The organism is Loktanella sp. SALINAS62, assembly GCF_018263905.1.
In the GTDB taxonomy this organism is placed as follows: domain Bacteria; phylum Pseudomonadota; class Alphaproteobacteria; order Rhodobacterales; family Rhodobacteraceae; genus Loktanella.
In genome coordinates this window covers 100,029-112,443 of sequence record NZ_JAAFZU010000002.1, presented here as the reverse complement: position 1 = coordinate 112,443, position 12,415 = coordinate 100,029, and the positions used below count along the sequence as shown (strand labels likewise).

At 61.6% G+C, this 12,415-nt stretch carries 12 protein-coding genes; 1 reads left to right on the top strand and 11 read right to left on the bottom strand.

The annotated features are described in order from the left end of the window. Positions 1 to 30: 30 nt before the first annotated feature. From GZH79_RS03040 to trpS, 8 genes are all read right to left on the bottom strand, one after another. Positions 31 to 1,026 carry a BMP family ABC transporter substrate-binding protein gene (locus GZH79_RS03040; protein WP_211641704.1) on the bottom strand — a complete coding sequence of 332 codons (996 nt, stop codon included), beginning with the start codon at positions 1,024 to 1,026 and terminating at the stop codon, positions 31 to 33. Positions 1,027 to 1,185: 159 nt separating this feature from the next. Next, positions 1,186 to 1,614, bottom strand: a complete 429-nt coding sequence (locus tag GZH79_RS03035; RefSeq protein WP_211641702.1) for a GNAT family N-acetyltransferase — start codon at positions 1,612 to 1,614, stop codon at positions 1,186 to 1,188. Then, positions 1,611 to 2,300, bottom strand: a complete 690-nt coding sequence (tsaB, locus tag GZH79_RS03030) for a tRNA (adenosine(37)-N6)-threonylcarbamoyltransferase complex dimerization subunit type 1 TsaB (RefSeq protein ID WP_211641701.1) — start codon at positions 2,298 to 2,300, stop codon at positions 1,611 to 1,613. The genes GZH79_RS03035 and tsaB overlap by 4 nt, the downstream gene beginning before the upstream one ends. Next, positions 2,300 to 2,863 (bottom strand): NifU family protein, encoded by a 564-nt coding sequence (locus tag GZH79_RS03025; RefSeq protein ID WP_211641700.1) that lies wholly within the window; start codon positions 2,861 to 2,863, stop codon positions 2,300 to 2,302. The genes tsaB and GZH79_RS03025 overlap by 1 nt, the downstream gene beginning before the upstream one ends. 76 nt (positions 2,864 to 2,939) lie before the next feature. Continuing rightward, positions 2,940 to 3,395 (bottom strand): universal stress protein, encoded by a 456-nt coding sequence (locus GZH79_RS03020; RefSeq protein WP_211641699.1) that lies wholly within the window; start codon positions 3,393 to 3,395, stop codon positions 2,940 to 2,942. A gap of 55 nt (positions 3,396 to 3,450) precedes the next feature. After that, complete coding sequence (locus GZH79_RS03015; RefSeq protein WP_211641698.1) at positions 3,451 to 4,317, bottom strand: branched-chain amino acid aminotransferase; 867 nt, start codon at positions 4,315 to 4,317, stop codon at positions 3,451 to 3,453. A gap of 63 nt (positions 4,318 to 4,380) precedes the next feature. Further along, a complete protein-coding gene (locus tag GZH79_RS03010) occupies positions 4,381 to 4,866 on the bottom strand; it encodes a VOC family protein (protein WP_211641697.1) in 486 nt (161 codons plus the stop codon). 91 nt (positions 4,867 to 4,957) lie between these two features. Continuing rightward, positions 4,958 to 5,971, bottom strand: coding sequence for a tryptophan--tRNA ligase (trpS, locus tag GZH79_RS03005; RefSeq protein ID WP_211641696.1), 1,014 nt, complete (start codon positions 5,969 to 5,971; stop codon positions 4,958 to 4,960). An 86-nt stretch (positions 5,972 to 6,057) separates the two neighbouring features. On the opposite strand from trpS, the gene GZH79_RS03000 reads away from it, so the two are divergent. Then, positions 6,058 to 6,735 (top strand): rhomboid family intramembrane serine protease, encoded by a 678-nt coding sequence (locus GZH79_RS03000; RefSeq protein WP_211641693.1) that lies wholly within the window; start codon positions 6,058 to 6,060, stop codon positions 6,733 to 6,735. Here the strand turns inward: GZH79_RS03000 and murJ are convergent. Genes murJ through GZH79_RS02985 form a run of 3 tightly spaced genes read right to left on the bottom strand, consistent with a single transcriptional unit; the run spans position 6,732 to position 12,320 of the window. Further along, the gene (murJ, locus tag GZH79_RS02995; protein ID WP_211641691.1) at positions 6,732 to 8,318 is read right to left on the bottom strand and encodes a murein biosynthesis integral membrane protein MurJ; all 1,587 of its coding nucleotides are present in this window, start codon (positions 8,316 to 8,318) and stop codon (positions 6,732 to 6,734) included. The genes GZH79_RS03000 and murJ overlap by 4 nt on opposite strands. 26 nt (positions 8,319 to 8,344) lie before the next feature. Further along, entirely contained in the window at positions 8,345 to 11,173 is a 2,829-nt protein-coding gene (locus GZH79_RS02990) for a [protein-PII] uridylyltransferase (RefSeq protein ID WP_249218948.1), read from the bottom strand. Next, positions 11,118 to 12,320 carry a penicillin-binding protein activator gene (locus GZH79_RS02985; protein ID WP_249218947.1) on the bottom strand — a complete coding sequence of 401 codons (1,203 nt, stop codon included), beginning with the start codon at positions 12,318 to 12,320 and terminating at the stop codon, positions 11,118 to 11,120. Before GZH79_RS02985 ends, GZH79_RS02990 begins: the two co-directional genes overlap by 56 nt. Between the last annotated feature and the right edge of the window lie 95 nt (positions 12,321 to 12,415).

Here is a 12,415-nt window from a genome sequence, read left to right as displayed (position 1 = left end):
CGGCCCCGTATGTCGGCCTGATCGCAGCCCTTAAAAGGACAGCGCCGGGCAGGATTCGTCGGACATATAGTCGTGAACGGTCACTTCGCCTGCGATGATCTGCTCTGCGGCAGCATCGACCGTGGCCTGCATTTCGGCAGTTACCAGTTCGGCGTTGTTTTCGTCCATGGCGTATCCGACGCCTTCGTCGGCCAGACCCAGCGCCTGAATACCGGCTTCGATGTCGTCACCAGCGGAAAACGCGTCATAGACGGCGTTGTCCACACGCTTCAGCATCGACGTCAGAACCGAACCGGGGTGCATGTAGTTCTGGTTGGCATCGACACCAATGCCCAGCATGTCGTTGTCGGCCGCAGCCTGCAGCACGCCGACGCCGGTGCCGCCAGCGGCCTGAAACACCACGTCAGACCCTTGGGATTTCTGCGCCAGCACCAGTTCGGTGCCTTTGACCGGATCGTTCCATGCGGCAGGTGTCGTGCCGGTCATGTTTGCGATCACTTCGATGTCGGGGTTCACTGCTTTTGCGCCTTGGGCATAGCCGCAGGCGAATTTACGGATCAGCGGAATGTCCATGCCACCGACAAAGGATACTGTGCCGGTTTCGGATGCCAATGCGGCCATCATGCCAACCAGATAGCTACCCTGTTCTTCGTTGAATACCACGGATTTCACGTTCGGCGCGTCGACCACGGCGTCGATGATGACGAAATCGGTGTCCGGGTAATCGGCTGCGATGTCACCCAGCGGGGTGGCAAAGGAAAAACCAGCCATCACGATCGGGTTGGCGCCGGATTCCGCAAACCGGCGCAGCGCCTGTTCGCGCTGGGCGTCGGACTGGAGCTCCACCTCGGCAAAGGTGCCGCCGGTTTCTTCGGCCCAGCGGGTCGCACCGTTGAACGCGCTTTCGTTAAAGGATTTGTCGAACTTGCCACCAAGGTCAAAGACGATGGCGGGGTCGGCCATCGCGGCACCGGCCGTCAGGGCCAGCGCAGCGGTTGCGCCGAAAAATTTATGCATGTGGGTCATGTCGGTCTCCCGTGGGTTGCTGCGGGCGATCTGACGCCGCCCGTCTCTTTCAGAGCAGGAAAAATTCACACTGCTTCAGCCAAAGATAAGGCAACGCACAAAGGCGGCGGTCAACCGTTACTTGGCGGCGCGAACCTCTTTTTTCCAGTTGGTCAAAAATCAGGCAGTGTTCGAAGGGACGATGGCTTTCGATAGCACAAGCGCATCGACAGGCGGCCCGTCAGCCCGCTGATAATAGCCGCGCCGCTGGCCAACCTTTGCGAATCCCAGCGCGTCATACAATGTGCGGGCCGCGATGTTGTCGGATGCGACTTCTAGAAATACCGTTTCTGCCCCGCGCATCTGTGCCTGATCGAGAATCGTCATCACGGCCTTGCGCGCCAGTCCCTGCCTGCGATGATCCGGATGGCAGGCCACGGTCAGGATTTCCAATTCGGGCGCAATGAACCGTCCCAGTGCAAAAGCGCGGTAATCCCCCGCCAGCACGGCCCCGGTCTGTGACAGCAAGTCTTTGAATTCATGCGCGGACCACGGGCGATCGGTCGTAAACGCGACTGCGTGCAACGTGGCTAGCGCGTCCGGTGTCATGCGATGATTGTGGGCGGCGCATCACGGGGCGGTGCCGCATCTGCGGGCCTGACATACAGCGGCGCAGGGCGGGGCGGGGTGCGGTCGCCCTGCGCCCAGCGGATCGCGGCACAGCTTGCGATCCGTGCCGCCACATTCACAGGGGCCGCAACCCGCGCGGTGGCACCGAAATGGTCCGCGATCTGGTGGGCGCTAGCACCGGTCACGACAAGGCCGGACAGGTGCAGATCGGATGGCGGTGCCGCTGGATCGAACAGGCAGGGCGCGCCCGTAGCGATACCATCGCGGAATAGCTGGCCATGGACCTGTCCGCGCGGCGCATCCAGCGTCACAAGCTCTGCGCCGTGGGGTTCTTGGCGCAGAATATCAAACAGCGAAACGCCCATCACGGGGATCTGCAACGCCAGCCCAAGCCCGCGCGCAGCAGCAACGGATACGCGTATTCCCGTAAAATTCCCCGGCCCGATCCCGACCGCAATCAGGTTCAGGTCTGACCAAACCAATCCGTTCGTGGCCAACAGATCCTGCAACATCGGCATCAGATGTTCGGCCTGACCGCGCGTCATGTCCTTGGACACATGATCCAAGACGACTTTGCGCCACAGCGCTGCCGCGCAATGCGGTAGCGACGTGTCAAAGGCCAGTACGACGGGTGGTGTCGTCAGCTCCGTGGTGGCGTTGGCCATCAGGCGGCGACGGGGCGCACTTCGGTAACTTCGGGGATGTAGTGCCGCAACAGGTTTTCGATGCCCATCTTCAGCGTCAGGGTCGACGACGGGCAACCCGCGCAGGCGCCCTGCATGTGCAGATAAACGACGCCGCGTTCGAAACCGTGGAACGTGATGTCGCCCCCGTCTTGTGCCACGGCGGGCCGCACGCGGGTGTCCAGCAGTTCCTTGATCTGGTCGACGATGGCACCGTCTTCGCCATCATGTTCGGCATGACCGCTGACCGGTTTGTGATCCGCGCCCATGACCGGTTGGCCCGACTGGTAATGTTCCATGATCGCACCCAGCAGCGCCGGTTTGACATGGTCCCAATCGACGTCATCCGCCTTTGTGATTGTCACAAAGTCGATGCCAAAGAATACGCCGGTCACGCCATTTACCGCAAAAAGCCGTTGCGCAAGCGGAGAGCTGCCCGCAGCGTCCGCTGTCGGAAAGTCCGCCGTGCCTGCATCCAGCACGGACTGGCCGGGCAGAAATTTCAGCGTCGCGGGGTTCGGTGTCGATTCAGTCTGGATGAACATCGGCGTCGTCCTTTCGTGTCAGGCTACAGATATGCGCCCTGACCCGCCCGTCGTCAAGGTTTAGAACAGTTCTAAATTATGTGATCGCATCCAGCTTTTCCTTTGACAGGTCGCCCGGCACGATGGTGATCGGCACATGGAACGTCCCTGCCTGACGGCTCAGCGCGCTGACAAGAGGGCCGGGGCCCTTGTTGTCTGTGCCTGCACCCAGCACCAGCACGCCGATTTCGGGATCATCCGCGATCTGCGCCATGATTTCCGGCAGCGGCTCTCCTTCGCGGATCACCAGCTGGGGATCGACGTTCTGACGGTCCCGCATCCATTTGGCGAACACTTCAAAATGAACCTCGATCCGTTCGCGGGCTTCTTCGCGCATGATTTCGCCCACGCCGATCCAATGGTTGAATTCATCCGGCGGAATGACAGACAGCACGGTCACGCCGCCGCCGGTTTTCGATGCCCGCATCGCGGCATAGCGCATTGCGTTCAGACATTCCCTGCTGTCATCCAGCACGACCAGAAACTTGCGCATAACATCCCCCCATTTCGGGCGTATCCTGCCCCGCGTGCCCGTCCAACGCAACGGGTCAGAGCGTTTCGGACGCCGCCCAGTCCCAATACAAACTCCGGACCCGGTGGGTCATTGGCCCGACGTTATAGGACCGGTCGTCAAAGGCGCTGACCGGCGTGACCTTCATCATGTTGCCCGACAGGAACACCTCGTCGGCGGCGCGGAAATCGTCGAACGTCAGCACTTTTTCCACGACCTGAATGCCGTCGGCGGTCAGGTTCGCGATGTGGCGCGCGCGGGTGATCCCGGCCAGAAAGGTACCGTTCGGGATCGGGGTCAGCACGACACCGTCGCGCACCATGAACACATTGGCACTGGCGGTTTCCGCAACGTTGCCCATGATGTCGGCGACGAGCGCGTTGCCGAACCCCTTGGCGCGCGCCTCTGCCAGCATCCGCGCGTTGTTGGGATACAGGCAACCGGCCTTTGCGTTGACCACGTTGTCTTCCATCACGGGGCGACGGAAACGGGTCGTCGTCAGGGTGGTCGATGCGCTGTCCGGGGCCATGTCGATCACTTCAAGCGATATGGCAAAGCCGGTGGACCCTTCTTTCGGAACGATCCCCAGATCACCGCCATCCAGCGCCCAATACATCGGGCGGATATAGACCGGCGTACCGGGCGCATAGGCGCGCAATCCGTCGCGCACGATGGCCACCATGTCGTCGGTGCTGACCGTCGGCGTGATCATCAGCGCCTTGGCCGATTGGTTGACCCGCGCGCAATGTGCTGCAAGATCCGGCACCACGCCATTGGCATAACGCGCCCCGTCGAACACGGTCGAGCCAAGCCACGACCCATGGTCCGCAGCCCGCATCACGGCCAGATCGGCATCGTGCCAGCGGCCTTCGAAGTAGGTTCGTATCTCTTTGCCCGTCGCCATGTCCGGTTCCCCTGCTTTGATCGGCACAGGGTTAGGACGCTGGCGCGGCGACGTAAAGTACGTTCAGGCCGGATGGGCTGCCAGCAAGGCGTCCAGATCGAACCTTGCGTTGACCATTGCCAGCGTGCCGTCGGCGTTCAGCGGCCAGTCGACACACGGACGGTCGACATACAGTTCCACGCCGTTCTGATCGGGATCACGCAGATACACGGCTTCGGACACGCCATGATCGGCGGCACCGTCCAGCGGGATACCCGCATCCATCACACGGCGCAGCACTGCGGCCAGTGCGGCACGGTCGGGATACAGAAACGCAGTGTGATACAGCCCCGTATGGCCCGGCGGCGGGGGGGTGGCCCCGGCGGATTGCCATGTGTTCAGCCCGATGTGGTGGTGATAGCCGCCTGCCGACAGGAACGCGGCCCCCGTGCCCATCCGCTGCATGACGGAAAATCCCAGCACGTCGCGGTAGAACGCAATCGCGCGATCCAGATCGGCAACCCGCAGATGAACGTGCCCGACAGTGGTGCCGTTGGGGGCGTGTGACATGGCAAACTCTCCTTTGTTACCATCTTGGGTCCAAAGCAAAGACGCACCATCCGCCATGTTCGCGCAGTTTACTGCGCAAAATCGCGCAAGCTCAGCGCAGCAGGCCCACGATGTCATACGTCCGCGCCAGGATCGGTTCCGCAATGGCGCGGGCGCGGGCGGCGCCGTCGGCCAGAATGCGGTCGATTTCAGCCGGATCATCCATCAGGCGCGACATCTCGGTCGAGATCGGCGCCAGCTTATCCACCGCCAGATCGGCCAGTGCCGGTTTGAACCGCCCCCAGCCCGCGCCCGCATATTCGGCGATAACGGCTTCAGACGTGGTATCGGACAGGGCGGCGTAAATATCGACAAGATTCCGCGCCTCTGCCCGACCTTTGAGACCGTCAAGGGTTTCGGGCAGGGGTTCGGGATCTGTTTTCGCCTTTTTGAATTTTTTGGCGATGGTGTCTGCATCGTCGCGCATGTTGATGCGTTCCATGTCGCTTTCACCGGATTTCGACATCTTCTTGGACCCGTCGCGCAGGTTCATCACCCGCGTTGCGGGCCCGTCGATCACCGGGTCGGTCATGGGAAAGAAATCGACGCCAAAGTCATGGTTGAACTTTGCCGCGATATCGCGTGTCAGTTCCACGTGCTGTTTTTGATCTTCGCCCACGGGCACATGTGTCGCGTGATACAGCAGGATGTCGGCGGCCATCAGCGACGGATAGGCATAAAGGCCCAGCGACACCTTTTCCGCATTTGACCCGGCCTTGTCCTTGAACTGCGTCATCCGGTTCATCCAGCCCACCCGCGCCACGCAGTTGAAAATCCAGCCCAGTTCTGCATGGGCGGATACGCGGCTTTGGTTGAACAGGGTCGATTGCGCGGGGTCCAGACCGGCGGCAAGATAGCCTGCCGCGACCTCTCGGGTGGCGTGCGCCAATTCCTTGGGATCCTGCCAGACGGTGATCGCGTGCAGATCGACCACGCAATACATCGTGTCCATCGCGCCCTGCATCCCGACAAACCGTTTGATCGCGCCCAGATAATTGCCCAGCGTCAGCCCGCCTGACGGTTTGATGCCGGAAAACACGCGCGGGGTAAAAGTCGGTTCGGTCATGGGGTCATCCGGACTGGTAGGCTGTGGATTTGTCGCATACCCATGCCAGAGCGCACCGCCAACCGCAACAACCCGAAAGCATTCCCATGGCCTATGAAAGCCCCATCAACGCCCTGCCGCCTGTCGTGACGGCGCTGTGTCTTGTGATCTTTGCGGTTGAACTGACGATGTCCGCCGGTGCCATCGGTCTTGTTGGCGGACCGGGGGCGATTGGTTGGCGTCTGTCGGTGGTGCAGGATTACGCGGTTTCACCCGCCGTGGTCGATTATGTAGTCTGGCGGGGCGATCTGTCATTCGATCTGCTGAAACGCTTTGTCACCTATGCGTTTGTCCACGGCAGTTTCACCGACGCGCTGTTCGGGGGTGCGCTGCTGCTGGCGCTGGGCAAATTCGTGGGCGATGTCTTTCATCCCGTCGCAACCGGCTTGCTGTTCGTCATATCCGCCATCGCAGGCGCGGTGGCGTTCGGATTGGTCGCGGACGGGTCGCAGCCGCTGTACGGGGCGTATCCTGCGGTCTACGGTTTTATCGGTGCATTCACCTATTTGCTGTGGACGCGGATCGGCCAACAAGGTGGCAATCAGGTCAAGGCGTTCCGCCTGATCGGCTTCCTGCTGGCGCTGCAACTGGTGTTTGCGCTGATCTTTGGCGGCACGCTGCGCTGGGTCGCGGATGTCGCGGGTTTCACCGTGGGCTTTGCTGCGTCCATCGTGCTGGCACCGGGCGGCTGGGCAGCGCTGCTGGACCGCCTGCGCCAGCGTTAACGGCGCAATGCGCGGCGAAAGTCCTGCAATTTGAACGCACCCAGCAACTGGCCGACCGCGAAATAGGATACAATCCCGATTGCAATCAGCACCGCCAGCGCCAGATACCGCAGCCCCGGTGCCGCGAAAAACGGCCCCATGGTCGCGCTGGCCACAAACAGGATCGCCCCCATTACGCCCGACGCACCGACGATGCGCCAGATGCGCGCCTTGAACCGGTCGTCCCATGTGGCCGCAGCCCCCATGTCGCGCGACCCCATCCACAGTTGCAGCACCATGATCCAACCCACCGCCGTCGTGCCAAGTGCGGCCGCGATGAAACCGATGAACGGCGATAGCCCCACGGCGATCAGCAGGTTCAGCACCATCGCCACCAGCGCATAATTGAACGGACGCCGGGTGTCTTCGCGCGCGAAAAACAGTGGCTGCAGTGACTTTTGCAGCACGAATGCGGGCAATCCCAAACCATAGACGGCAACGGCAAGCGCCGTGGCAGTCGTGTCTTCGGGCGTGAATGCACCGCGCTGGAACAGCACGGACGTCAGCGGCACCGGGATTACCAGCAGCGCCACCGCGGCGGGCACGGTCAGCGCAAGGCTCAGTTCGGACGCCCGGTTGAACGCATCGCGCCCGCCCGCATCGTCGCCCGCCCGCAACCGCCGCGACAGATCGGGCAACAGCACCACGCCGATGGCAATGCCGACGACACCCAGCGGCAATTGATACAGCCGGTCGGCATAGGACAGCCACGCCACAGCGCCGTCAAAGAAACTGGCAACCTGCCGACCGACCAGCAGGTTGATCTGGACCACACCGCCCGCCAACGCAGCGGGGGCCGCGATCATCGCCAGCTTTTTCAGCTCTGGCGTCCAGCGCGGCATCCGCAGTTTCATCGTGAAACCGGCCTTGGACGCCGCCCACCAGACCACGGCCATTTGCAACAGCCCCGCAATCGGCACGGCGAACGCCAGACTGTCACCGATTTTCAGCCCAAACGCACTGTCAGCGCCCATGCCCAGACTGTCGGTCATATCCCGTCCCAAGGCGGCGGTGACCAGCATCGCCACGATGAACACCACGTTCAGGATCACGGGTGCCGCGGCCGCCGCGACGAAACGACCTGTGGCGTTCAGCACGCCCGACAGCAGCGCGGCAAGCGAGATGAACAGGATATAAGGAAACGCGACCCGCCCGTATTCCACCGCCAGATCGAACCTTGCGTCGTCACGGAATCCGCTGGCCATCGCGGTCACCAGCCACGGCATCAGGATAATCCCTGCTACCGTGAATAAGGTCAGGATGACTGTCATTGCCACAAAGGCATCCTGCGCAAAGACCTTTGCGTCCTCCTCGCCTTCCAGCTTTTTGGAAAACATCGGAATAAAGGCCATGTTGAACGCGCCTTCGGCAAAAAACCGGCGGAACAGGTTCGGCAGCGAAAACGCGACTATGAACGCCTGCGCGGCGATCCCTGTGCCCAGATAGCCCGCGATCAGAATGTCACGGGCGAACCCCATGACCCGGCTCAGCAGTGTCCACACCCCGACCGTAAAAAAGCCTGACATCAGGCGGATGGGTTTCATTGTCTGGGCCTCTTTTGGATGCGGCGCTAGCCTTGCGCCCGTTCCGCGCCCCGGTCAATGGCATCCCGCAACCGGGCTTCCAGCGCGTCACGTTTGGCTTGGGAATGAAATTTCAGGCCCGTCATGTCCTTGACGTAGAACGTGTCGACCGCCTGTTCGCCATAGGTCGCGATCACGGCGGACGAGATATAGACGTTCGCGTTCGCCAGTGTCCGGGTCAGATCATACAGCAGGCCGGGACGGTCGCGGGTGTCGACCTCGATGATGGTGTAGATTTCGGACCCGTCGTTATCAAAGGTGATAACCGTCGGCACACGGAATGCCCGCATCCGTTTGGGCAGCACATCGCGGTCTTTCAACGCCTCGCGTGCAACGATCTCTCCCATCAGGGTGCGCTGGATCATCGACCGCAGGCGGGGCAGGCGCGCTTCTTCAAAGGGATGGCCATCGGCGTCCTGAATCCAGAACACTGCGGTCGCATAGCCGTCCTTGGACGTATAGGTGCGGGCATCGACGATATTGGCCCCCACCAGCGCCAGTGCGCCGTTCATCCGGCTGAACAACCCCGGATGGTCAACCATGGCAAAACAGGCCCGTGTGGCGTCGCGGTCGTGGTCGAGCGTCAGGTTTATTTTAATCTCGCTGTCGGAAATGTCCTGCAACAATTCGGCAAAGACAACATGGGTCGTCGGCGGCAACCCTTGCCAATAAGGGCCGTAGTGACGCGACATTTCCTGTTTCAGCGCAGCCGTGTCCCAGTCCGCCAGCGCATCGCGCAGGGCGCGTTTAGCCACGGCTTCACGGGTTTCGCGGCTCAGGTCTTCTAGCCCGGTATCCAGTGCGTCGCGGGTCGCGGAATACAGGTTGCGCAGCAAGACTGCTTTCCAGTTGTTCCATGTTCCGGGGCCGACGCCGCGGATATCGCAGACCGTCAGCAGCAGCAAAAGATCCAGACGCTCCTTGGACTTTACCGCCTTGGCGAACCCCCGCACCGTGCGCGGTTCGGATATGTCGCGCTTTTGCGCCGTGTCCGACATCAACAGATGATTGCGGATCAGCCATTCGACCGTGTCGCACTCTTTTTTTGACAGGCCCAGGCGCGGCGCAACCTTGCGCGCGATGCGGGCACCCAGAACGGAATGATCTTCTGGCCGGCCCTTGCCGATGTCGTGCAGCAACAGCGCGACATACAGCACCTTCCGGTTCACCCCCGCCTGAATGATTTGCGACGCATAGGGCAATTCTTCGACCAATTCGCCGCGTTCGATACGCGCCAAGTGGCTGATCACCTGGATCGTGTGTTCGTCCACGGTATAGCTGTGATACATGTTAAACTGCATCATGGCGACGATCGGCGCAAATTCCGGCATGAACGCTGCCAGCATGTTCAGCTCGTTCATGCGCCGCAATGCGCGTTCCGGGTTGCCGTATTTCAGCAGCAACCGCAAAAAGATGCGGTTTGCTTCGGGGTCTTCGCGGACCGTGTCATCGATCAGATGCAGGTTCGCGGCGATCAGGCGCATGGCGTCGGGATGCATCAACGTGCCGGTCCGCAGCGATTCCTCGAAAATGTGCAGCAGGTTGAGCGGGGCCGCCAGAAACGTCTTTGGTCCAGAAACGGTCAGACGGTTCTGTTTGATTGCATAGGGCGGCTTGGTCTTGGGCTTACGCTTCAACAGCCGTTCCAGCATCGGTGCGGCCTTGGCATGGGTGCGTTCCTGCGCCGTCAGAAAGATCCGCGTCAGATCCCCCACCATGGTTGCGTGGCGAAAATAGGCCTGCATGAAATGTTCGACACCGCGCCGTCCGGTGCGGTCTTCGAACCCCATCGCGTCAGCGACCTGCACCTGCATGTCGAATGTCAGCTGATCCTGTCCGCGGCCCGCGATCAGATGCAGATGGCACCGCACCGCCCACAAAAATTCATGGGCTTGGCGAAACGTCTCGTATTCGCTTTGGGAAAAGACCTTGTATTTCACCAGATCCGACGCTTCCTGAACGCCGTGGATATATTTGCCGATCCAATACAACGATTGCAGGTCGCGCAGGCCGCCTTTGCCTTCTTTGACATTGGGTTCGACCATATAGCGCTGACCGCCCTGCTTTTTATGGCGTTCTGTGCGTTCTTTCAGCTTGGCTTCGATGAAATCGGGGGCAGAGGATTTGAACAGGTCGGTCCACAGCCGCTTACCCAGTGTGACCGCAAGATCGGCGTCTCCCGTCAGATAGCGGTATTCCACAAGACTGGTGCGGATCGTGTAATCTTCGGATGCCAGCCGCAGGCAATCCTTGACCGTCCGGCTGGCGTGGCCGACCTTCATTTTCAGATCCCACAGCATGTAAAGCGATGATTCGATCACCGCTTCGGCCCATGGTGTGATCTTGTAGGGTGTCAGAAACAGCAGATCGACGTCGGAATAGGGGGCCATTTCCCCGCGCCCATAGCCACCGACCGCAATCACCGACAGCCGTTCGCCGTCCGTGGGGTTGGGCAGCGGATGCAGGCGGTCCCGCGCGACGTCCAACACCGATGTCACCAGACAATCGGTCAGCCAGCTATAGGCGCGTGTGGTCGGGTTCGCCTGAAACGGTGCCGCGATAAACGCGGTGCGGATCGCCTCGCGTCCGCGCGCCTGCGCGTCTTTGAGGATGCGGACAATCTCTGTCCGCAGCGCGCGGTCGTCGGACGCGGTTTCGCAGGCGCTGCGGATCAGGGCGCCGATCGCGTCACGATCAAAAATCGACGACGCCGGAAGGATCAGATCCTCCGGCGTCGTTGGCGATGCGATCGGGGTTGCGTCAGCTGCCAGCACGGCCAAAACTGCGTGGCGCATTTTCAAGGATGACGACGGCATTGTCCCGTACAGTTGCGACGGACAGGGCCCGTTCGTTCAGGCCGTTCGGCAGCAACCGGAACACCCCGGATGTGCCCATGAAACCCTGTTGCTGGGTCAGTGCGTTTTTGGTCAATGCGTCGGATCTGCCCTGCGCCACCAGCGCACCCACCGCCGCAATCCCGTCGTAGGCCAGACCGGCCAACGCGTGCGGCTGTCCGCCATAGACGCTGGCATAGCGCGATTCAAAGCTGCTGGTCATCGCGCGGTCAGGCACGGCGAACAAACCGCCCTGCAATCCGGGCAGGGCCAGTGCCTGCGGTGCGGCGTCCCAGCGGGTCAGTCCCAGATACTGGGTGTCTGTCGGGTTGATCCCCGCATCGGGCAGCGCTGTCGCCAACAGGGGCAGATCGGCATTCACCCCGGCGGTCAGGAACACGGCGTCCGCGCCATTCGATTTCACGGTCGCAGCAATCTGACCGGCAGATGCGGTAATGCCCTGCTGGCTCAGCGGATAGCTGGCGATCCCTGCCAGTGTCGCACCATTCGCCTGCACGGCGCGGGCAATGGCGTCGCGGCCCACTTGACCCTGCAAATCATCGCCATGCACGATACCGATCCGGTTCAAACCCTGACGGCTGGCATAGCGCACCAGCCGGTTGGCCGTGTTGTCGAACGTCGCACCCAGTACGAACACGTTGCCGCCTGCGATGGTCGGGTTGTTCGAAAACGCCAGCACGTTCACGTTGCGCGCGGCCACCGCAACGCCTGCCGCGTTGGCGGCATCGGCAAACAGCGGCCCCAGAATGATCTTTGCGCCTTCGTTCACGGCTTGCGTGGCAACCGCGGCGGCCTGCGCCGAATCGGACCCAGAGTTGTACACTCGCAGGTCGATGGTGACGCCCTGCAGATCGCTGATCGCCATGCGCGCTGCGTTTTCCAGACTGGATGCAATCGCCTGATTGCTGCCTTGGGTCGATCCACCCGGCACCAGCAACGCGACCTGGACCGGGGCGTTGGCGTCGATGGTCTGTCCGGTATCCTGCGTCACGCCGACCGTGCCAACGGGCACACAGGCGGCCATCCACAACAGGCCTATGGCCGCTGTCACGCGGGCAGCGGCGTGGCGCAGCATCGCGGTCGGTGTGAACTTGGTGGCGACGGTCATGGCGTGTCCTTTTCGTGATGGCGCGACGGTGCGGCGTATCGGCGTTGTCCTTAACGCCGGAAAACCGCATTGTCCCCCTTTATTGCTATCATAAG